This window comes from Marinimicrobium sp. UBA4209 (assembly GCF_002381585.1).
Lineage (GTDB): Bacteria > Pseudomonadota > Gammaproteobacteria > Pseudomonadales > Cellvibrionaceae > Marinimicrobium > Marinimicrobium koreense.
The window spans coordinates 57,181-78,072 of sequence record NZ_DFTP01000031.1 but is presented as its reverse complement, the minus strand read 5'-3'; the positions used below and the strand labels follow the sequence as shown (position 1 = coordinate 78,072).

Sequence of the window (20,892 nt, the reverse complement as noted above, 5' to 3'; positions counted from 1 at the left end):
CATGGATTCAGGCTGACAGTGTCCGGTGAAGATACCGTCGGTCAATTCAGTCGGAAGTACACCGGCAGCGTCCAGGTCATGCGGCTCTGGGCGATGTCATCGGGCATCTTGGGCAAGGGGTTGGCCTTTTCGAGCATTTCTTCAACCGCTTCGTCCAGGCTGTTGTGCCCGGTCGGACGCATCAGTTCGTAATCGAGGATGTTGCCGTCCCGGTCAAAGGTGAATGACACCATGGCCATGCCCTGCTCGGCCTTGCGACGGGCCCTCATGGGATACTCTTTGTGGCGTTCCAACCAAGCGCTGACCTGGGTGCGGTAATCCGGCGGCGCATCCTGAATGCCGCCCGTCGCACCGGCCTGCTGCCGATCCGCGGTGCGTTTGGCCTCCTGATCGCTGTGCTCATCAGCGGACTCGGTCGACTCGTCCGTCTCTACGATCTGTTCCGGCTCGGGTTGAACCTCGGGTTCAGGCTCCGGTTCGGGTTTTGGCTCCGGCTCAGGTTCTGGTTCCGGCTCCGGTTGTGGTTCTGGCTCCTCCTCGGGTTCCGGCGTTTTGACCGGAGATTCCAGAGGCTCAGGTTCCGGCTGCGGCTGAGGTTCGGGCTCGGGGGCCGGCGTCGGCTGAGCTGGCTTGGGTGGCGGTGCCAGCGCGATGGTGATCGACTGGGCCCCGGGATCTTCCGCGCGGTGCACGGTTTCCCGGTCTGAATCCAGACGCACCATGGCCAGGGTGTGCACAGCAAACGCCAGGGATAGGGCCAACAGCCAGTGGACGGGTCGCGGTTGTTGAATCATTCGCTTTCAGTCAGTAGTTGAATCTGGGCAACACCGCCGGCACGCAACTCGGCCAACAGTTCGGTCAGGACGCGGGCTTCCAGTCGGCGATCAGCGCGCACCTGCAAGGGAGCCTCAGGCTGCTCGCGCTGGGCAAGACGTTCCGCTAATCCGGCCGGCTCTATGGCCTCGCCCATCCAGGCCAAGCGCCCATCGGCACCAATGGCCAGGTATTCCGGCTGGCTGTCCAGTGCCTCAGCGTGACGAGTGGTGGCAGGGGTCACGGCAAACGGTGGTTCCTGGATCAGGGTGCCGCTGACCATAAAAAAGATCAGCAACAGAAAAACCACATTGATCAGCGGCAGGACATTGTCCTCCGCATTGGTGGTTCGCCGGGGAATGGGCGGCAGGGAGAAATCGGTCTGTTTCAACATAGCGAGGTTTCGGTTACAGCGGTGGACAGATCAATCAGCGGTTTCGCCCAGCGCCAACGCCTGAATACCGGCATGGCCCAACTGGTCAAAGCTGTCGATCAATTCATGGAGCCTGACGCCATCCTCAGCGCGCAGTATCACCGAAGAAATACGCTCAGCCTCCAGGTCCCGAGTCAGTTGCTCTGCCAGTGCCTGGAGCGGATACGTTTGCTCGTCATAACGAAATTCTCCGTCGCCCAACAAATAGATATCGGCTGCGGGAATATCGTCATTGCTGGCCGTTTCACTACCGGTCGCCAACTCCAGGCCACTCCATTGGGCGAGGCTGGAGGCAAGCATAAAAAACAGCAGCAGGTTGAACACCACATCAATCAGTGGTGTCAGGCTGACGCTACGCTTACGACGGGGAGCGACTTCAATTTGCACCGGCCAGGGCCCCTTCCAACGAAGCGGACTTGGTGCGTTGTCCGGCTTTCGACGAGTTGCGCTCGCTCACCGATGGTTCGGTGCTATCAGCGGTGACGCGGTTGAAAACCCGACTGGTAAACACGCGACCCAGCGCATCCTGCATATCTTCGTGCAGGCGCTCGACACTGCGCTCCAGAAAGTTCAGAGCCGCCACCGTCGGAATCGCCACCACCAGACCCACGGCGGTGGTCAGCAGCGCTTCCCAGATACCGCCGGAGAGGACCGACGGATCCACCTGACTGCCGGCCGCTTCCAACTGGTTGAACGCGGCAATCATGCCAATCACCGTGCCCAGCAAGCCCAGCAACGGGGCGATATTGCCGATCACTTCCAACGGACGAAAATGCCGACGCAGGACATTGATGTCCCGGGCTGCGGTGCGGGCCACTTCTTCCCGCAGGCTGTCTTCGGGAATGCCCGCTTCACTGCCCTTGACCACCAGGTTCATGGCCTGGGCAATGGGGTTGGGCTGGCCTTTCAGACATTCGCCGGCTTTGTGAGTGTCACCCTTGCGCCAGGCGTCTATGGCCGGATCGATAAAACGGCGCTCGCCGAGACGGATGGTGCGGAATTGCCATAACTTCAGTACGACGATCGCCAGGGCGTAAATTGACATCAGCATCAGAACCATCACCACTGGACCACCCAGCTCCAATAATTCCGCTAACGTTGCCAAACTGAAACCGTTCATAATGACCTCTACTTCACTTTCGGTGTTGGTGGATGGCGGCCTTTGGCCTTATCCACCCGACATGGACTTGGTGATCATCGGCGTCGACGTGATTAACCGGCGTCTACAAAAAATGGGCCGCGCAGCTCGTAAATTCGGCCGTCGGTGTGATCGCCCGTGTAACCTTTCTGAGAGCTGAAGTACAGACGCTCGCCATCGGGACTGAATGCCGGACCACAGATTTCCGAGTCACGCTGACCGACCACATTCACCAGTTCAAACGGCGTGATATCGGCACCGACCACCACCAGACGCATTTCGCTACCATCTTCAGCCACCAGCACGTCACCACCGGCGGACACCACCAGATTGTCCACATCGTCAATGCCGGGATTGAAGGCCTGGTCGGACTGTTTGTCGTAAATCAGATCCAGCGTATTGGCGTTGGTATCCAGCGCCCACACTCGGTTATCACCTTTGGTGGTGAAGTACACCATGCCTTCGTGATACCAGCAGCCTTCCCCACCATCAAACCGTTCGGCATCGGCTACCTGTTTCCGGGTGGGCCGTTCGCGGCGTTCGGGATCTTCACCGCCCAGACGGGGAACCGGATTGGGCACTGTGTGCCACTGCACGGGACGGGTCTGCAGCGGATCGTCACCGGTCACGACTGCCACTTCCAGCCGCCCTTTGCTCAGATCGGCACGCCCACCCTCAGGATAGTACTCGGGCACAAAGCGATAGAAGTTGCCGTCCTCGGTATCTTCAGTAAGGTAGATATGACGATGAACCGGGTCCACGGCCGCGGCCTCGTGTTTGAACACACCCAAGAGCGGTGCAGGCACGGCGAGCTGACGACCGGTGGGGTCGCACTCGTAAACCAGGCCTTCATCAATTTCTTCGCAGGTCAGCCAGGTTCCCCAGGGCGTGGGGCCACCGGCGCAATTGTTGGTGGTGCCGGTACAGATGGCGTAACTGTCGACCACCTCGCCTTGCGCGTTAAAGCGCAGTGCACCCACGCCGCCCTGGCGCCAGGCTCCCACTTCGGCGTTGGATACATACACCCAGCCGCCATCGTCCATCGGGAAGGTGGCGCCACCGTCGGGCAGTGCATGCCATACATAATCAGAGCCGGCATAGGCCCGCTGTCCCGTGCGCGCCACTTCGCGAACGGAGAAACCACGAGGCACCATCATTCGGGTGTTCGGATCATTCTCAACCACGACTTCGTGCAAGGTGCCGGCGAGGTTGGGAATGTTGCTGACTTTCTTTTTCAGCGCCAAGGGCTTGGCGGATCGGGGAGAACCCTGGGTGGTGCAACCCCACAGGCCCGGACCGACCGCGAGCACCCCCGAAGCGATCAGACTTCTCTGCAACAGGCGGCGGCGCTGTTCATTGACGAGGCCTTCGCGGTTCCCGGTCGCTTTGCATTCTACGTTTTTCATATCAGACTCAGAAATCCAATGGTTATGACGGCTCACAATAAAACGCCCTGACGCACTCCATCCTGAATGCATCACAGCGCGCTCTGCGTCGATTTTGATGAGTTTGAGTGTGCTCCCGGTATGTGACCCTGGCGTGACTGAACGGTGAACTTAAAGTGACGATTGAGTGACAACGCCGACCACCAGCCTGTCATGAAAGCTTAACCTGCTGTTCAAATGACTGTCGCCCGACTGTCATATGAACCCGCTAGCGTGACGTCCTCTACCACAAAATCCGAGCCACTCCGGAAGAACAGGATGTTCTTCCGGAGATGGTTATTTCTTATGTTCAGGGGATAGCTCAATGTACACGATGAAAGTAAAACACCTATTGCGAGGTCTGTTCGGCCTCTGGCTGGTTGCGCTCTGCGCAGCCGTCCAAGCCCAATCCACAGGGGCCATCAGCGGCCAGGTGACCGACGCCACCGGCGAGTTCACCTTTCCCGATGCGGAAGTCCGTATTGAAGGCCAACGCCGCCGGGAAGTGACCGGTCGCGATGGCAGCTTCCGTTTTAACAATGTGCCGGAAGGCCAGTACGAACTGGTGTCAGAGTACGGCGGTGCCATGCCAGAGCGAGTGGCCGTGACGGTCATCGCCGGCGAAACCGCCGAGGTCAGCATCCGCATCGGTGGTGGCAGCGAGCAGGACAATGCCAATCAGTTGAAAGGTCTGCTGATCGACAGCCAGGCGGCGGGTCAGGCCGCGGCGATCAACCGTCGTCGTCGGGCGCCCTCGGTAATCGACGTGCTGTCGTCAGACTCGGTGGGCAACTTCCCGGACCAGAACGTCGCCGAAGCTCTGCAACGCGCCCCCGGCCTGTCCGTTCAGCGCGACCAGGGTGAAGGCCGTTTTGTGGTCATTCGCGGCATTGATCCGAGCTTCAACTCCACCACCATTAACGGCATGCGTATTCCGGGGCCGGAAGCCGACTCGCGCGCGGTAAACCTCGATGCGATTTCCTCGGATCTGGTGGAATCGGTCGAGATTACCAAGGCCATTACGCCGGATATGGACGGCGACGCCGTCGGCGGTAACATCGAAGTGAAAACCCTGACCGCCTTTGATCTGGGTGGCCGCAGCGGCAGCGTCACGGTGGGTGGCAGCTACAACACCACCAATGAAGAAACCAGCCCGGACATCTCGGCGTCTTACACCGACCTGTTCAGCATTGGCGATGGTGAAGATAACCTGGGGATTGCATTTGCCGTCAGCCAGTTTGATCGCGATACCGTTTCCGACGGCATCGAAGGGGCTCCCTGGGAAATGACCGAAACGCCGGAAGGCAATGAGGTCAACGCTCTGCTGGAAGGTGAACAGCGGGACTACGTTCTGACCCGCAAGCGCACCAGCGTCGCATTGAACTTTGACTATCGCCCGACCGATACCGACGAGTACTATCTGCGCACCATGTACAGCGAGTTCGATGACGCTGAAACCAAAGAAGAGAACATCTTCAAATTTGAGGAAGGCGACATTGAAGGTCTGGATGCGGACAGCGGCGAATTCGTTGGGGCTGAATACGAAAAAGCGCATTCCGACAGCAATAAAATTGTCGATATCACCAGCTACAGCCTGGGCGGTAAGAACGAGCGCAACAACTGGACCTTTGATTACAACCTGGGTTATGCCACGGCCGGTGAAGCGGGCGACCTGGAAATTACCGGTGAGACTCTGGCGGAAGATGTCGCCATGGGTTACGACAAGTCCGGTGATGCCCAGCAGCCGCTGCTGTACGTTATTGGCGATCAGGGCAGCAACGCCAGCGACTTCATTCTCGAGTCCGCCGAAGGTGAAAGCGTGTTCAACGAAGAGCGCGAACTGGCGGTTGCCTTCAACGCCCAGCGCGATGTGATGTTCGGTGAAGTGCCGGGCTTCATCAAGTTCGGTGCCAAGACCCGTCAGCGCGAAAAAGAAAACAATATCGACATCAGCATTTACGAAGATTTTGGTGATACCTACAGTATTGCCGACTTTGCCCAGGACTCGCCCGTGGACTATCCGCCCCGGGGCGATTTTGGCCCGGCGGTGGATCGTGACAAGTATCGCGACTTCTTCTACGGTAACCGCGATAACTTCGAACTGAATGCCGAAGACAGCCTGATCGATAGTGCGGCCGAGGACTACGATATCGAAGAAGACATCAACGCCGCCTATGTCATGGCCCAAGCCGAGTTCAAGCGCCTGACCGTGATTGGTGGTGTGCGTGTGGAAGAAACCGACTACGCGGCCCGGGGCACCCAGGTGACGATCGACGAAAACGTCAATGACGGCGAACCCCAGTTGAACGCTTTCTCAGACAGCAAAAGCTACTCGCATGTACTGCCCAGCCTGCACCTGAACTACGCGCTGCAGGACAACATGGCCGTGCGGGCCGCGCTGACCAGCACCATCGCCCGTCCGGGATTTGAAGCCGCCGGTCCCTGGCAGATCATCGAAATCGAAGGCTCCGGTGATGACATCGAGCGGGTCGCTGAAACGGGTAACCCGGACCTGGAGCCACTGGAGTCCACCAACTTTGACCTGCGCTGGGAATACTATCCCACTGGGGTAAGCCTGATGTCCGCCGGTTTCTTCTACAAGGACATCAGCAACTACTTCCTGACCGCCAATGTCGCCGGTGAAGCCCCGTTTGAAGCCTTTGATGAGGTGACTCAGACCATCAATGGCGGGGATGCCGAGCTCTACGGTATCGAGTTGGCCTATATCCGTCAGTTCGATTTCCTGCCGGGACCCTGGGACGGTCTGCTGCTGGATGCCAGCTACACCTTCACTGACAGTGAATCCGACCTGCCCGAGCGCGACAGCGGTATCCCCCTGCCCGGCCAGTCTGACCACATTGCCAGCTTTGCTCTGGGCTATGAGAAGCACGGCTTCAACATTCGCGTCGCCGCGGCCTACCGCAGCGAGTTTTTCGAAGAAACCGATGACGCTTCCGATCCGATGTTTGACCGCTACCAGGACAACCACCTGCAAGTGGACATCACCAGTAAGTACCGGATCAACGACATGGCCCAGGTGTATATGAACCTGGTCAACATCAATGACGAGCCGCTGTACGCTTACTGGGGCAGCTCTGAATTCAACTCCCAGTACGAAGAATACGGCCCCACCATTGAAGCCGGCGTGCGTCTGGACTTCTAAGCGCCGAATTTCAGGGGCCCATAGGCCCTTGACGTCAGCCCCCCGGTGCGCCGGGGGGCTTTTTTTTGTCTCCCCACTCTCCCGACCGCATCCCATGTCCCATGGGTGTACACTGGTCCCATAATCTCCCTTGGCCTGTCACCAGACCGGTTCTGGAGTCTCTTGCTATGGTGGTACTCGAACAGATTCTGAACGTTGCCCTGACCGCTGCGCCCTGGCTGCTGGCCGGCCTGTTGGCCGCAGCATTGATCAAAGCCCTGATTCCTGAGGCTGCCCTGTTGCGCTGGGTGGGCGGTCAGGGACTGGCCAGCGTCAGCCGCGCTGCGGTAATGGGTGCGCCACTGCCTCTTTGCTCCTGCGGCGCGATTCCCACCGCCTTTGCCCTACACCGGGGCGGCGCGGGGCGGGGGCCCACCACCGCTTTTCTGATCGGCACACCGGGGATTGGTGTGGACTCTATTGCCATCACCTATGCCCTGTTGGGTCCCTTCATGCTGGTCGCCCGAGCCACTGGCGCCGTCGTTACCGCCATTGCCACCGGCCTGTTGGTGACCCTGGCGGACCACGCCCCCCGGACGAGGTCCGCCACGTCAGGACACCATGAGCCCAAAAGGCACGTCGGCGACGAGGCAGGCTGCTGCCAGAGCAACACCTGTGGCACCCGCCCGGTTGCAGCGGGGTCGAATGCCGAGACCACACAGACCTCCCTGTCCCGTCGACTGCGGGACGGGTTGCGCTATGCGTTTGCCGACCTGCTGGATGATATCAGCCGCTGGTTGGCGGCCGGTCTGGTGATCGCTGGCATTCTGATGGCGCTGGTGCCGCCTCAGGCCCTGGCCGAGCACGGCAGCGGCCTTCCCGCCATGTTTCTGATGGCGATTGTCGGTATACCGTTGTATCTGTGTGCCACCGCTGCCACCCCCATTGCCGCAGGCATGCTGGTGGCAGGCGTCTCGCCCGGAACCGCCCTGGTGTTTCTCCTCGCGGCCCCCATTACCAGCATGGCCACCCTGGCCGTCATGCGCAAAGAAATGGGCGCCGCCGTCATGGCGCTGTATCTGCTGGGGATTCTGGTATCGACGGTTCTTGTCGGACTGGTGGCGGATCAGACCGTGCAGTGGTTGGGTATCGCCCCTGAGGCCCAGGTAGGTGCCACCGGAGAACTTCTGCCAACCTGGTTCGAGGCGGTCGCGCTGGCGGTGCTTGCCGCGCTGGCAATAACGCCATTGCGAAGACGAGTGCTGTTCTGAATACGGTTACATGTTGTCGGTCAGCTTATATCAATTCGCAATATCGGGCGTTTATTTTGGCGACAAACCACGGATTTTGACATCCGCTTTTCAGATAACCTGACGATCGGCCGGATACCGCCTCCAAGTCGTTCCACAACTGCTTTTGGCAAAAATTCCAGCGCCGCTCCTTGTCAGCCTTCCGACCACAGCTTGTTATAGTCTTTCTGAATATATAAACATGAAACAACCTTTTTACATTTATGGTTAATTTGACTTTAAGTCGTCTCGAGTCAACACTTCCCGACACTGATTCAACCTCAGATCACACTGAGGATTAAAAAGGACCTACTCGGGCCTGACGGGTGCATGCTAACCAACAATAATCATAACGCGACCCCAGCCCATGAGTCAGTGATGTACTGTCAAACCTGACAAGGCCTCTAACGTGGCGGGCGTTCACAGTGACGAAAGCCTGTTTCGTCGATTACGGCGGATAGCCCGTGACGAAAAAAATAACTCAATCACGAGGATCAAAGTATGCCTTTATTTGAAACCAACGCCGGGGCGAGAAGCTGGATAAAATCTCTCTCTACCGCCCTGCTCACCTGCTCGGCCGTGCTGGGTATCTCGGCAGCCAATGCCCAGACCATTTGTGACAATCAGACCGGCACCAACGGTGGCTACTACTACACTCACTGGACCGATGGCGGCGGCTCCGCCTGCATGACGCTGGGCTCCGAAGGCAACTACGGCTACGAGTGGTCCAACACCGGCAACTTTGTTGGCGGCAAGGGCTGGAGCACCGGGGCGTCCAACCGGATCATCGGGTACAACGCCGGTAACTACTCGCCTTCAGGCAACTCGTATCTCACCCTCTATGGCTGGAGTACCAACCCTCTGGTGGAATACTACGTGGTGGATAGCTGGGGCAGCTGGCGGCCACCGGGTGGCACTTCGGTAGGCACTGTGTCCACCGACGGTGGCACCTATGACCTGTATCGCACCCAGCGGGTCAATCAGCCTTCCATCGAAGGCAACACAACCTTCTATCAGTACTGGAGCGTCCGGACCTCCAAGCGTCCACAGGGCAACAACAACACCATCACGTTCCAGAATCACGTTGACGCCTGGGCCAACCAGGGCTGGTACCTGGGAACCCACAATTATCAGGTCATGGCGACAGAAGGTTACCAGAGCAGCGGCAGCGCCAATGTGTCGGTCTGGGAATCCGGCACTGGTGGTGGCGGTGGCGGCAGCACCGGGGGCAACGAGATCGTGGTGCGCGCGCGCGGCACAAATGGCGATGAACAAATCAGCCTGCGCGTTGATAACAACACCGTGGCCACCTGGACCCTGTCCACCAACATGAGCAACTATACCTGGAACGGAAGCGCGACCGGCGGCATCACTGTGGAGTATGGCAACGACGCCAGCGGTCGGGATGTGCAGGTGGATTACATTCAGGTCAACGGCGCCACCCGTCAGTCTGAGAATCAGAGCTACAACACCGGAGTCTGGCAAAACAACCAGTGCGGTGGCTCCAATAGTGAATGGCTGCACTGCAACGGTGCCATAGGCTACGGCAACCTGTAACTCACTTACTGACCACCAGGTCGTTCTACCGGGGAGTGTGTCTTGCACTCCCCTTTTTGATGAGTCACCGGCTATGAATCGACTACACCTATCAATTTTCGCGCTAACGCTGAGCAGCGCCAGTTCATTGGTTGTTGCACAAGTGGATATTTACCAAAGCGATGCGTATTCCGTCGAAGAGATGTGTGCCAGGGAGGCCCAGCAGAGCGTAGAAACGGACTATAGTCAGGCATACGAACAGTGCATCGACAAAAATCAGGATAACGAGCTGTATCAGTCACGAGACGGCAACCCCAGCGCTGAGCAAGAGACAACATCCGAACATCATCAGGAAACCTGAAGCGCTACATTCACCCAGGCCTCACTCGTCCTGAAAATACTCCGGATGCTCGCGCGGGATGAGCGTCAGCACCTTGTACACATCCTGCATATGCACGGACATGGCCTTGCGGGCCGCCTCGGGGTCGTGATTTTTCACCGCATTGAGAATATCGCGATGCTGATCGAGCACCCGGTGGTACTGACCACTCATGTGCAGACTGAGGTTGCGCACTCGGTCCATATGGGCTTTTTCGGATTCGATCAATTGCGTAACACGATGATACCCGGTACGCCCCGACAGCGTCTGGTGGAAGTTATCGTCCAGCTTCTGGAACGCCAGGGCGTTATCGTTTTCCGCCGCAATGCGCTGCTCCTCCAGAATGGCTTCACACTCTGCTACCAACTCATCGTCCGCATGCTCGGCCACGTGGGCAATGACGGCCAGTTCCAGCGCCTCGCGAATAAAACGGGCCTCCAGAATGTTCTCCATGCTGAACTTCGAGACGTAGGTGCCCCGCTGGGGGAGTACATCAACAAAACCGATATTGGCCAGCTTGATCAGCGCTTCGCGCACCGGCGTGCGGCTGACACCAAACTGTTCGGCCAGCGCCGTTTCGGGAATCATCTGCCCGGGCTGAAACTCCATGCTGACGATGGCATCCCGGATGAATTCAAAAATCTGAGCGGACACCGACCGGTTGCCAGCGATTCGGCGTTTTTTGGAGGAAGGAATGCTCGCTGCTGACTTTGCCACTATCGCCTCGTCTGGTCAGTTCTTGTCATCGTTTTCCGAGTATACCCCAGAAGAAGCCGGGCCCGACACTCCGTATCGGGCCCGACGGGTTCACCTCTCAATCAATAGTCGACCCGCCGGTCGTTGCCCTTCGGGTGCCAGGGGTCGGGCACGTAGAAGGTGTGCTCCAGCTTTTTATAATGCTCCAGATCGTGCTCCGGCTCCGGCGACCCTTCCGGCAGGGGCAGACCACTGAGGCTCTGGAAGTAACTCACGCAGGAGTCGCGCCAGCGAATGGCGTCGCGCAGCTGTACCTCCAGTAGCGCTTTGACATGCTCGTAGCGCTCCCGGTCGATCAGCCCCTGCACTTTCTCCCATTCGGCCTGCATGTCCCGCACCTGCTGCACGCCCTCGTCGTATTTCAGCACCAGCTCCTCCCAGAGAGTACGGCCGGAGTTCATTTTGTAGCCCCAGCCCACATGGTGAAACCACAGCAGGTAATCTTCGTCGATCTGATCCAGATTGCCGAAATGCTCCCGCACCGGTCCATGGTACTGCTCGATGGCGTTGGAGCCGGATTCGGTACGATCGAAACCGATGCCGTCTTCGTCCGCCCGATGGTAGTACCAGGCGGTCCAGTCCATCCGCTCGGCTTCGTCATACCAGGGCGCCGGACCATAGTGGTGGCCCTGGGCAAAGAGGTGAGTCAGACCCAGCGGATTGCGGTAGTTGACCCCCGCCTCGCGGGAGTACGCCATCACTTCACCAATGGGGTCGAGAAAGCGGCGGTCGTTGGTGAAGGTCATGCGCATCCACTCTTCGGCGATCGCCTCGGAGCTGAGCTCATAGTCCCAGGCCATGCGACCAAAGGCATACCAACTGGACTGAACGAAGGGGTGACCGGTCCAGTTGCGATCGGTCCCGGGGTTGATCACCGCCGCCATACCGGTCTGTTCGTATTCAAAGACCTCACCTCCGAGAATTTTGCCGACGGTGCTGCCCTCGCCTTTCGCGTGGGTGTCGGCATCCAGCACTTCTTCAAACAGCGGGCCCTGGTAGGCCAAGTGATTGGAGAATCCAAAGTACTCCTGGGTGACCTGCAGTTCCATCATGATATTGGTGTCTTCCAGCGCGCCAAACAGGGGTGAGAAAGGTTCGCGCGGCTGGAAGTCGATGGGCCCGTTTTTGATCTGAACGATTACATTGTCCCGAAACTTTCCATCAAGCGGTTTGAACTCGTCATAGGCCTCACGGAAGCGGTCGCCCTGCTCCGGCGAGTAAACGAAAGCGCGCCAGAAAATCACCCCGCCGTAGGGTGCGACGGCATCGGCCAGGATGTTGGCCCCGTCGGCATGGTTGCGTCCATACCCCTGGGGGCCGGGCTGCCCCTCGGAGTCAGCTTTTACCAGAAAGCCCCCCAGATCCGGAATGTGCTTGTAGATCTGCTTGGCCTTGTCCTTCCACCACTGCTGTACTCGCGGGTCGAGCGGATCGGCGGTATCCAGATCACCGAAGGCCCGGGGCGAGTCATAATTGATGGACAGGTAGGTTTTGATCCCGTACTGGCGAAACACCTCGTTGAGCGCGGCCACTTTCTCCAGGAACTGATCCGTGAGAATACGCGGGTCGGCGTTGACGTTATTGATGGCGGTGCCGTTGATCCCCAGCGAGGCGTTGATCCGCGCATAATCCCGGTAGCGCGGGTTTTCATTGTACTCGGGCAGGGTGCCCCACTCCCAGAGTGACAGGCCGGCATAGCCGCGCTCCACCAGTCGGTTGAGATTGTCCCAGTGGTTTACCACGCGGTGCTGGACCTTGGGCGCCTCGGCGATGGCAAGCTCCTCAATGGCCTGTTGGGTCTGCAGCAAGCGAAGCAGATGAAAAGCCCCGTAGAGCACACCGCGGTCACCCTCAGAGGCGATCACGGTCACATCGCGACGTCCAATCCGGGTGGTTTCCAGCAGGAACCCCTCCGGCCCCTGTTGCGCCAAGCGGTCTTCCCAGCCCAGGCTGGCAATCAGCTCGGAGGTTTCGGGGGTACCTATGACCAGCGAGCCGCGCCGGGCCAGCGAGTCGCTGCGCTCCAGCGGCCTGTCCAGCAGGCCCGAAATGCCCCGTTGCAGCTCCTGCGCGGCCGACTCGATGACGGCCGGGCCGTCGGGAGCCACCAGGGTTCCCAGTTGTTTGCGGTAGTCCTTGACCAGGGAACTATCGCTCAGGGGCTGGTAACGCAGCCACATGTCGTAACCGTCTTCAGCGTGGGTAGCCAGGGCACTCAGGGTGCAGGCCAGGGCCAGACCGATCGCCAGGAGCTTTTTCATAGATAAGACCTACTCTCTTTGCGGGTTTCTTGGGTTATTGGGTACCAGACCGCATGATATAGTCATTTTTACTTTTATGGAAGTCTACTAGTATACAAGAAGCCGATGCAGCCCACGCCGCTCGGCGCAACCGGAACGGTTACGCCAACGGCTGACCCAGGTGCTGGATCAGAGTCTCGATGTCTTCAAGCGCCTGCGGGGAGGCGTCGATAATATTGAAGCCCGACCAGTGTTTGCCGTTATGATCGGCGTTGCGGGTCCAGAGGCAGTCCACTCCCAGGTGGATGCTGTTGCGACCATTGAGGGTTTCCGGCAGGTGCAGATCCAGTTTGTACAGCTTGTCCTCATCCAGAGGCTGATCCCCCATGATCATCAGACCGTGGGCGTTGATGTTGACCAGGCGCCCGAGATACAGGTCCCGCAGGTTGTCATAGACATCCACCGCTTCATCAATTGCATAGCGCGCCCATTGCCGCTGATGATCAATCATTCTGTGCTTCCTCCTGGGAGTGACCACCGACTTTGGCATTAAGCTGCTGGTAGATGTTTTCCAGGGCACGCTCAAAGAAGGGCTTGGTGCTTCCGGCAATAATCCGGGCCCGACCGGCGATCATATCGCGGGCCAACTGCAACCCGGAGTTCATCGCCACTTTGCGCCCCTGCTGATCCACCAGCATGTAGTGCAGGGTGCGCTTATTGTACCAGGCGACTTTCAGGCGTCGGCCACCCTCATACTCGAACCAGGTACCAAATTCGATCATTTTAAGATTGTCGACAATCTTCTGCTCTTCTTCGGTCACCGGTTCGTTCGCCACCCGACTATGTCCGGCCTTTTCGGCGGCGATACTCTCCAGCTTGGAGCGCATGGGTGCCGGGGCGGGCTCGGGACGACGACTCTGCAGCGCCATTTTCTGCAGCGAGGCGACCGCTTCGAGCAGTTTCTTGCCCTTGCCCTGATCGTAGCCGATGGTGTCAAAGCCGGACTGCAGCGCCCGGATAACCTGATCCTGAATATCCAGTTGGCGGGTTTTATCCGCCTCCAGGGTCTTGGGCTCCAGGGTCCAGAGCAGCTCGTCCATCACCTTCAGGCACTGCCGCCAGCTATCGGCATTTTCGCCGTAGCGAAGAATCACAAACGACAGGTAATCGGACCAGGGCTGCAGCAGCAACAGCAGCACCGCCGAGGGCAGTTCACGATTGTCGGTGCGCTTGCGCACTTCGTCGTTGACCCGCTGTTTGGCTTCGCGCAGCTTTTCCTCGCCCTGGACTTTCTCCAGCGCGCGGCGCTCCATCAGTTCCTGACGGCGCGCCAGGTTATGGGTATAGGCATTGAATTCGAGCAGCACCTCAGCAAACAGACGAACGTCGTTCTTGAACTCAGCCAACAACCGGAACACCGTGGTTTTGATCTTGTTGTACATGTCGTACTGGCTGGTGCCATCGTTGCTGACCCAGCGGGCCCCCGCCTCGGCGAGGCTGTTGAGCAGTACCCGCGCCGGATGATCGGTCTGCTCAAAAAAGTCCTTATCGATAAAGGCCATTTTGAGAAACGGGGTGTGCAGGTAGCTGAGCAGCGCCTTAACCGAATCCGGCAGGTTGTCATCCGAGAGCATGTACTCGAACAGCAGGCCCACCAGGTCGATGGTGTCCAGATCGCTGGGGTCGACGGTTCCGGGCTCATCGCTCTCGGCCGCCACCTGGGCCAGCATCTGCTGGCTGACCGTCTGAATCGATTGCGGCGTGGTGACCAGCCCGGCCTCGTTCTGGGACGCGGCCGCCTGGGTCTGGCTGAGTGCTTCGGCCTGCAGACTCTGCAGAACCCCCACCAGTTGTTGGCTGCTGTAGGGCTTGCCCCCTCCGCTCGGGTAGGGGGTGGCGCCCACGGCGGGCTCGCCGGCGGGACCTGACCCGCCGGGTGCTCCTCCGGTCGGGGCCACCTGGTGGGCGATATGGTTCTGCAACAGCCGGATGGCGTTGTAGAGCCCCGCCTGGTACTGGGTGTCGGCGGGAGTGGCGGTACCACTGAGAAGACGGTCCGAGGCGCGCCGCTGGGGCACGCCGTCCTTCATGGGCACCTCTTCCCCGGCGTCGGGCTGTTCACTGGGCTCGGCGCCCTGGGGCGAGTCATCCACCAGAGCGGTATAGCGCAGGTTGGGAAGCAGGTTTTCCTCGATAAAGTACTTATTGAGCTCCTCATAGAGCTCATCCAGGGCGCCAATGACCTCTTTATCAAAGGTTTTGTAGCCAATGATTTTGGTTTTGTTATCGAGCGTGATATTGAGCAGGGCTTTGCGCAGCGCCTCGCAGAACTGCACCGGGCTGACCGGGTTGCTGCGCTCGTCGATTTTTTCCCCGCCATTCAACAAGGCCAGACGCTGCTGCAGCGCCCAGAGCTGACCGGCAAAAAAGCTGTCGGCCCGATGGGTAATGGAGGTGATCGCGATGGTCTCCTCGAGATCCGAATGCTCCACCAGAGCGAGCATGTCGCCGCTGAAGCGCTCCTCACCGGTGAGGGTATTGAGCATCCGGTTTTTGAATTTGACGAACCCATTGCTGAGGCGTTGGCCAATATCCTCTTCCAGCTCGTGCTGGGAGGCCTCGATCATCCGCTTGTATTCGTACAGGGCCATCTGCTCCTTGTTGGAGCGCGCCCGTTCGGCATAGTCCTCCAGCCGAGCGCACCACTCGCGCCAGAATACGGGCAGCACCCGCTGGGCATAATCCATCATCAGGCTGCGGGCGTGCTTGAGGTGCTGCACCACCTGGGGGTCGTTCAGGCTATCCGGCGCCGATGCTCCGGCTCCGCTGTGTCGGGGGTCAGTCATGTTTTCTCCAGTGGTCGTTTCCGTGATCGTCACTGTTATTGTCCTCATCGGCAGATCATCCGAGATCCCGTGTCGTACCTACCCTGGATCGCCCTGGCATCAGGACGCTACCGCTTGCGGCGCAAGTCGGTTCTGGGACTTGCCCAAGCCCCACGAAAGAGGCTTCCCATAAGCATAGGTAGGGACTTGCCAATGTGCCACAGCGTGCGACATTTGTCACATTTTTCAGGCCGTTGGCCGCAAGGTGGCGCGCGCGGGATGAGCCGGAGGGCGAAGGGAGGAAAAAAAGCCCGGTCAAGACCGGGCGAAAGGGCTAGCTCGCAGATTAACGGGGGTAACCCGTCAGACTCTGGAGGCGGGACGCTCAGAGTGCCGGGATTACCCGGAGAAGCGAGACAGGGTGCATTCCGATCTCCTATACTCTGTGATAGCGCTTGTGTCTTCAAATACGGGCGATTTCGCCCCCCGGATCACCGGTTCGGGGATTTTGTGTTCCAGGCAATGATCCGGACTCCGCGCACCTCCGTATATGGGTTTATTCCGTTGTTCTGCCCCCCACTGGCGGAGCCCCGGCCGAATCCGAAAAGAATAGAGGACGAGCGAGGCGCTGTATGTTGCGGACTAAGGCACAATCAATGAGTAAAACAGGCCCCGGTAACGGGGAGGGCCCCGATTGGGGGGAACTGCTGGGTCGGGTCGCCCACCATGGCGACACCGCCGCGTTTCGCAAGGTGTATGACCACTTCGCGCCCAGAATCAAGGCCTATGCCATCAATCAGGGGATGAACCAGCAGGCCGAGGAGCTCGTTCAGGAAGTCATGACCAGCGTGTGGCGAAATGCCGACAAGTACCGCGACTCTCTGGCATCCGCCTCGACCTGGATTTTCACCATTACCCGGAATCAGCGCATTGATCTGCTCCGTAAGAAGGGCCGTACCAAGGCTGAAATGACGGTGGATACGGAAGAGTTGTGGCAGATCCCCACGGAGGACACCACTATCCGGTCCATCGAGGCGGGCTCGACAGAGAAGAAGATGAAGGAATCCATCCTTGAGCTGCCGGAAGATCAGATGATTGCGGTGCGCAAAGTCTATTATGAAGGTAAGACCCACCAAGAGGTGGCGGAAGAGTTGAACGTCCCCCTGGGAACACTGAAAGGCCGTCTGCGGCTTTCCATGAAGAAGTTAAGAGTGATGTTAGAGGCGACAGAACTATGAGTGCACATCATCCCGACGACCTGACCCTGCTGGAGTACTCCGCCGGCAGCCTGGGGCTAGCACAGGCACTCGCGGTGTCCGTACACCTTGGGTATTGTCTGCAATGCCAGAGCCAACTGCGCAAGCTGAACGCGCTCGGCGGCGTATTGTTGTCGGAAACCCGCCCAGCCAGTGTGGGGGCCAATGATGACCAGATTCCGGAGCGCAGCGATGTGCAGAACGAGTCTCTGGACAAGGGCTTCGAGCAGTTGATGGCACGCATCGGTTCTGAAGAGCCGCGCGCGGAAGCGCCAACCGGCGCGTCAGTCTCCAAGCGCTACCATAACCCCCTGGAACGCTACCTGCCGTCCTCGTTGGATGAGCTTGACTGGCAGCAGCAGACCCGCGAGATCGCCAAGTACGATCTGACCAATGTGGTGGATATGGGCAGCGCCCGGATCACCCTGCAGCGCATCAAAGCCGGCGCCAAGGTGCCCGTGCACACGCACCGGGGCAACGAGTTGACTGTGGTCCTGAAAGGCGGGTTTTCCGATGAGCTCGGCGTGTATCACGCCGGGGACTACATCGCCCGGGACCCGAGCCACCACCACAGCCCGACGGCACTGCAGAATGAGGATTGCATCTGTTTGACGGTGTTGGATGCGCCGATGCGGTTTACCGGGCCGTTGATGCGGTGGTTGAATCCTTTGTTGGCTTGGAAGGCGTAGGTGTATTGGTGACGGCGGATGCGGCGTTTTACCGCTGCGCTCGGCCCCTACACGACCTTTTAAGCATCGCCGTCCATAAAAAAACCCGCCGATTGGCGGGTTTTTTTATGGGTAACTCACCGGGAGGGTTACTCCTCGGTGGTTTCCTCGCTGGAGGCCGGAGCGTCCGCTTGCGCGTCGGCGTTGGCTTCCTTGATGGACAGCTTGATGCGGCCGCGCTGGTCGACGTCCAGACACTTGACCTTCACCATCTGACCTTCTTTCAGGTAATCGCTGACCGCATTCACGCGCTCATCGGCGATCTGGGAGATGTGTACCAGACCGTCTTTACCCGGCAGGAAGTTGACGAACGCACCGAAGTCGACAATACGGACCACTTTGCCTTCGTAGATCGCGCCAATTTCCGCCTCGGCGGTAATTTCTTCGATCTTGGCCACCGCCGCCTTCAGCGCGTCGCCATCGTCGGCGTACACTTTGACGGTACCGTCATCGTCGATGTCGATGGACGCACCGGTCTCTTCGGTGATGGAGCGAATGGTCGCCCCGCCTTTACCGATGATGTCGCGGATCTTGTCCGGATGCACTTTCAGGGTTTCAAAGCGCGGCGCATTGTCGCTCACGGTTTCGCGGGACTTGCCCAGCACCTTGTTCATTTCACCCAGAATGTGCAGACGGGCGCTCAGGGCCTGCTCCAGAGCGATCTCCATGATCTGCTCGGTAATGCCCTGGATTTTGATATCCATCTGCAGCGCGGTGATACCACTGGTGGTACCGGCCACTTTAAAGTCCATGTCACCCAGGTGGTCTTCATCACCCAGGATATCGGTCAGAACGGCGAAACCGTCGTCGTCTTTCACCAGACCCATGGCGATACCGGCCACCGGCGCCTTCAGCGGTACACCGGCGTCCATCAGCGCCAGGCTGGCGCCACAGACGGAGGCCATGGAGCTGGAACCGTTGGACTCGGTGATTTCACTGACCACACGCAGGGTGTAGGGAAATTCGTCTTCTTTGGGCAGAACCGCGCCCACACCGCGACGGGCCAGACGGCCGTGACCGATCTCACGACGACCGGTACCGCCCATACGACCACACTCGCCTACTGAGTAGGGCGGGAAGTTGTAGTGCAGCATGAAGGGGTCTTTGCGCTCGCCTTCCAGAGCATCGATGATCTGGGAGTCGCGGGCGTTACCGAGGGTGGCCACGACCAAAGCCTGGGTCTCACCACGGGTAAACAAGGCCGAGCCGTGGGCCTTGGGCAGGACACCCACTTCCACTTCAATCGGGCGAACGGTGGCGCTGTCGCGGCCGTCGATACGGGGCTCACCGGCGATGATGCGCGAGCGCACCAGCTGCTTTTCCACGCTGGCGAACAGACCTTCGATTTCGCTGGCGCTGACACCGGACTCCTCGGTGGCCAGTTGTTCTACCGCCTGAGAGCGCAGCTCGGACAGCTTGGCATAGCGCTCGGCCTTGTCGGTAATGCGGTAGGCTTCGCCGATACCGTCTTTGAAACCGGCTTCGACTTTTGCCTTGAGTTCGGCATTCTGCTGGACCGGAGTCCAGTCCCAACGGGGCTTGCCACCGTCACGGGCCAGCTCTTCACAGGCCTGAATTACCACCTGCATTTCCTGGTGAGCGTACAGAACCGCACCCAGCATGATGTCTTCCGGCAGCTCTTTGGCTTCGGATTCGACCATCAGAACCGCGTCTTTGGTACCGGCAACCACCATGTCCAGCTCAGAGCCTTTCAGAGCAGCGTAGTTGGGGTTGAGCAGGTAGCCATTGTCCTGGGTGTAGCCCACACGAGCGGCGCCGATCGGGCCGTCGAACGGAATGCCCGACACGGCCAGACAGGCGGAGGTGCCGATCATGGCCGGGATATCCGGATCCACTTCCTTACAGGTAGACATGACGGTGCACACGACCTGCACTTCGTTCATGAAACCTTTGGGGAACAGCGGACGGATCGGGCGATCGATCAGGCGGGAGGTCAGGGTTTCTTTCTCGGAGGGACGACCCTCGCGCTTGAAGAAACCGCCGGGGATTTTACCGGCCGCGTAGGCGCGTTCCTGATAGTGAACGGACAGGGGGAAAAACGGTTGGTCCGGCTTGGCCTCTTTGGCACCTACCACGGTACACAGAACCGAGGTGTCACCCATGGTGACCATGACGGCGCCGGTTGCCTGGCGGGCAACACGCCCGGTCTCCAGGGTGACGGTTTCGCCGCCGTACTGAAATTTCTTGATGATCGGATTCACTCTTCTATCCTTCTCTTCTTCACTTTCGTTCAATTGTGTGCGGTCACGACTCGGAATAATTCAAAGCAAATACTTCAACATAGCCTGGAAACAATTCGAGTTGTCGTGCAAGCGACTGGTGGCTCGCGGGGGATACAGTATTCGCCGGAGCCGGTTTTACAGCCCTCCGGCCCACCGGGGCCGAAGAGCGGAAAAAAATGTGCCCGCAAAGCGGGCACAGAACTCTTACCGACGCAGACCCAGTTTCTGAATCAGGTCAGCATAACGCTTGGTGCTCTTACCCTTCAGGTAGTCCAGCAGCTTACGACGCTGGTTAACCATGCGGATAAGACCGCGGCGCGAGTGGTGATCCTGTTTGTGATCTGCGAAGTGCTCCTGCAGCTTGTTGATGTTGATGGTCAACAACGCTACCTGAACTTCCGGAGAACCGGTATCACCTTCAGCCTGCTGGTACTCTTTAACCACTTCAGCTTTTTCTGCAGCACTCAGTGCCATAATCATTTCCTCTTGTAATATGCCGTAAAAAGAAACAGCCGCACCCGCGCATATTTACAGGTGGGTTGTGTACCCGAAGCCGAGGCTCCGGGGTTGCCGGCTTGCGCCAGCGAACGCTGTCATTCGCCGAGAGTCACTGGGGCACGCTGGCGGCCACCAGCCGCTTGGGCGCCACCCGACCCTCGTCGTCCAGCTCGCCAAGGCCCAGAAATCGGG

18 protein-coding genes are annotated in these 20,892 nt (G+C 59.0%); 6 read left to right on the top strand and 12 right to left on the bottom strand.

The window, feature by feature from the left end:
• Nucleotides 1-41: 41 nt before the first annotated feature.
• The 5 genes from B3187_RS04795 to B3187_RS04775 all read right to left on the bottom strand — a co-directional run bounded on the left by B3187_RS04795 (nucleotide 42) and on the right by B3187_RS04775 (nucleotide 3,790).
• Nucleotides 42-794 (bottom strand): energy transducer TonB, encoded by a 753-nt coding sequence (locus B3187_RS04795; RefSeq protein ID WP_286804844.1) that lies wholly within the window; start codon nucleotides 792-794, stop codon nucleotides 42-44.
• Nucleotides 791-1,207: an ExbD/TolR family protein gene (locus B3187_RS04790; RefSeq protein ID WP_024461072.1), complete on the bottom strand. Its 417-nt coding sequence runs from the start codon at nucleotides 1,205-1,207 to the stop codon at nucleotides 791-793. Before B3187_RS04790 ends, B3187_RS04795 begins: the two co-directional genes overlap by 4 nt.
• 30 nt (nucleotides 1,208-1,237) lie before the next feature.
• The gene (locus B3187_RS04785; protein ID WP_123638128.1) at nucleotides 1,238-1,633 is read right to left on the bottom strand and encodes an ExbD/TolR family protein; all 396 of its coding nucleotides are present in this window, start codon (nucleotides 1,631-1,633) and stop codon (nucleotides 1,238-1,240) included.
• Nucleotides 1,623-2,366 carry a MotA/TolQ/ExbB proton channel family protein gene (locus B3187_RS04780; RefSeq protein ID WP_286804843.1) on the bottom strand — a complete coding sequence of 248 codons (744 nt, stop codon included), beginning with the start codon at nucleotides 2,364-2,366 and terminating at the stop codon, nucleotides 1,623-1,625. Before B3187_RS04780 ends, B3187_RS04785 begins: the two co-directional genes overlap by 11 nt.
• Before the next feature lie 92 nt (nucleotides 2,367-2,458).
• Nucleotides 2,459-3,790, bottom strand: coding sequence for an alkaline phosphatase PhoX (locus tag B3187_RS04775; RefSeq protein ID WP_286804842.1), 1,332 nt, complete (start codon nucleotides 3,788-3,790; stop codon nucleotides 2,459-2,461).
• Between the two features lie 352 nt (nucleotides 3,791-4,142).
• Between B3187_RS04775 and B3187_RS04770 the strand changes: the two genes are divergently transcribed.
• From B3187_RS04770 to B3187_RS04755, 4 genes are all read left to right on the top strand, one after another.
• Nucleotides 4,143-6,971: a TonB-dependent receptor gene (locus B3187_RS04770; protein ID WP_286804841.1), complete on the top strand. Its 2,829-nt coding sequence runs from the start codon at nucleotides 4,143-4,145 to the stop codon at nucleotides 6,969-6,971.
• Nucleotides 6,972-7,138: 167 nt separating this feature from the next.
• A complete protein-coding gene (locus B3187_RS04765) occupies nucleotides 7,139-8,221 on the top strand; it encodes an SO_0444 family Cu/Zn efflux transporter (protein ID WP_286804840.1) in 1,083 nt (360 codons plus the stop codon).
• 519 nt (nucleotides 8,222-8,740) lie between these two features.
• Complete coding sequence (locus B3187_RS04760) at nucleotides 8,741-9,796, top strand: glycoside hydrolase family 11 protein (protein ID WP_286804839.1); 1,056 nt, start codon at nucleotides 8,741-8,743, stop codon at nucleotides 9,794-9,796.
• A gap of 73 nt (nucleotides 9,797-9,869) precedes the next feature.
• Nucleotides 9,870-10,136, top strand: a complete 267-nt coding sequence (locus B3187_RS04755; protein ID WP_286804838.1) for a hypothetical protein — start codon at nucleotides 9,870-9,872, stop codon at nucleotides 10,134-10,136.
• Between the two features lie 21 nt (nucleotides 10,137-10,157).
• On the opposite strand, the gene B3187_RS04750 is transcribed toward B3187_RS04755, so the two are convergent.
• The 4 genes from B3187_RS04750 to B3187_RS04735 all read right to left on the bottom strand — a co-directional run bounded on the left by B3187_RS04750 (nucleotide 10,158) and on the right by B3187_RS04735 (nucleotide 15,996).
• Nucleotides 10,158-10,871, bottom strand: coding sequence for a GntR family transcriptional regulator (locus B3187_RS04750; protein ID WP_286804837.1), 714 nt, complete (start codon nucleotides 10,869-10,871; stop codon nucleotides 10,158-10,160).
• Nucleotides 10,872-10,972: 101 nt separating this feature from the next.
• A complete protein-coding gene (locus B3187_RS04745; protein WP_286804835.1) occupies nucleotides 10,973-13,171 on the bottom strand; it encodes an alpha-glucuronidase family glycosyl hydrolase in 2,199 nt (732 codons plus the stop codon).
• Between the two features lie 139 nt (nucleotides 13,172-13,310).
• On the bottom strand, nucleotides 13,311-13,661 hold the full coding sequence (locus B3187_RS04740; protein ID WP_286804834.1) for a PilZ domain-containing protein: 351 nt from the start codon (nucleotides 13,659-13,661) through the stop codon (nucleotides 13,311-13,313).
• On the bottom strand, nucleotides 13,654-15,996 hold the full coding sequence (locus B3187_RS04735; protein ID WP_123638136.1) for a DUF1631 family protein: 2,343 nt from the start codon (nucleotides 15,994-15,996) through the stop codon (nucleotides 13,654-13,656). The genes B3187_RS04740 and B3187_RS04735 overlap by 8 nt, the downstream gene beginning before the upstream one ends.
• 635 nt (nucleotides 15,997-16,631) lie before the next feature.
• On the opposite strand from B3187_RS04735, the gene B3187_RS04730 reads away from it, so the two are divergent.
• Together B3187_RS04730 and B3187_RS04725 are read left to right on the top strand one after the other, a co-directional pair.
• Complete coding sequence (locus tag B3187_RS04730) at nucleotides 16,632-17,213, top strand: sigma-70 family RNA polymerase sigma factor (RefSeq protein WP_024461084.1); 582 nt, start codon at nucleotides 16,632-16,634, stop codon at nucleotides 17,211-17,213.
• Nucleotides 17,210-17,920 (top strand): ChrR family anti-sigma-E factor, encoded by a 711-nt coding sequence (locus tag B3187_RS04725; RefSeq protein ID WP_286804833.1) that lies wholly within the window; start codon nucleotides 17,210-17,212, stop codon nucleotides 17,918-17,920. The genes B3187_RS04730 and B3187_RS04725 overlap by 4 nt, the downstream gene beginning before the upstream one ends.
• Before the next feature lie 128 nt (nucleotides 17,921-18,048).
• On the opposite strand, the gene pnp is transcribed toward B3187_RS04725, so the two are convergent.
• From pnp to B3187_RS17530, 3 genes are all read right to left on the bottom strand, one after another.
• The gene (gene pnp, locus B3187_RS04720) at nucleotides 18,049-20,181 is read right to left on the bottom strand and encodes a polyribonucleotide nucleotidyltransferase (protein ID WP_286804831.1); all 2,133 of its coding nucleotides are present in this window, start codon (nucleotides 20,179-20,181) and stop codon (nucleotides 18,049-18,051) included.
• 225 nt (nucleotides 20,182-20,406) lie between these two features.
• The gene (gene rpsO, locus B3187_RS04715) at nucleotides 20,407-20,676 is read right to left on the bottom strand and encodes a 30S ribosomal protein S15 (protein WP_024461087.1); all 270 of its coding nucleotides are present in this window, start codon (nucleotides 20,674-20,676) and stop codon (nucleotides 20,407-20,409) included.
• A 133-nt stretch (nucleotides 20,677-20,809) separates the two neighbouring features.
• Nucleotides 20,810-20,892 (bottom strand): tRNA pseudouridine(55) synthase TruB (locus tag B3187_RS17530; protein WP_414673675.1); only part of this gene is annotated, 83 nt, incomplete at its 5' end.

Excerpts from the sequence above, each read along its gene's own strand:
- B3187_RS04795 (WP_286804844.1), bottom strand. The coding sequence starts at position 794 with ATGATTCAACAACCGCGACCCGTCCACTGGCTGTTGGCCCTATCCCTG.
- B3187_RS04790 (WP_024461072.1), bottom strand. The coding sequence starts at position 1,207 with ATGTTGAAACAGACCGATTTCTCCCTGCCGCCCATTCCCCGGCGAACC.
- B3187_RS04780 (WP_286804843.1), bottom strand. The coding sequence starts at position 2,366 with ATGAACGGTTTCAGTTTGGCAACGTTAGCGGAATTATTGGAGCTGGGT.
- B3187_RS04775 (WP_286804842.1), bottom strand. The coding sequence starts at position 3,790 with ATGAAAAACGTAGAATGCAAAGCGACCGGGAACCGCGAAGGCCTCGTC.
- B3187_RS04770 (WP_286804841.1), top strand. The coding sequence starts at position 4,143 with ATGAAAGTAAAACACCTATTGCGAGGTCTGTTCGGCCTCTGGCTGGTT.
- B3187_RS04765 (WP_286804840.1), top strand. The coding sequence starts at position 7,139 with ATGGTGGTACTCGAACAGATTCTGAACGTTGCCCTGACCGCTGCGCCC.
- B3187_RS04760 (WP_286804839.1), top strand. The coding sequence starts at position 8,741 with ATGCCTTTATTTGAAACCAACGCCGGGGCGAGAAGCTGGATAAAATCT.
- B3187_RS04755 (WP_286804838.1), top strand. The coding sequence starts at position 9,870 with ATGAATCGACTACACCTATCAATTTTCGCGCTAACGCTGAGCAGCGCC.
- B3187_RS04745 (WP_286804835.1), bottom strand. The coding sequence starts at position 13,171 with ATGAAAAAGCTCCTGGCGATCGGTCTGGCCCTGGCCTGCACCCTGAGT.
- B3187_RS04740 (WP_286804834.1), bottom strand. The coding sequence starts at position 13,661 with ATGATTGATCATCAGCGGCAATGGGCGCGCTATGCAATTGATGAAGCG.
- B3187_RS04735 (WP_123638136.1), bottom strand. The coding sequence starts at position 15,996 with ATGACTGACCCCCGACACAGCGGAGCCGGAGCATCGGCGCCGGATAGC.
- B3187_RS04730 (WP_024461084.1), top strand. The coding sequence starts at position 16,632 with ATGAGTAAAACAGGCCCCGGTAACGGGGAGGGCCCCGATTGGGGGGAA.
- B3187_RS04725 (WP_286804833.1), top strand. The coding sequence starts at position 17,210 with ATGAGTGCACATCATCCCGACGACCTGACCCTGCTGGAGTACTCCGCC.
- rpsO (WP_024461087.1), bottom strand. The coding sequence starts at position 20,676 with ATGGCACTGAGTGCTGCAGAAAAAGCTGAAGTGGTTAAAGAGTACCAG.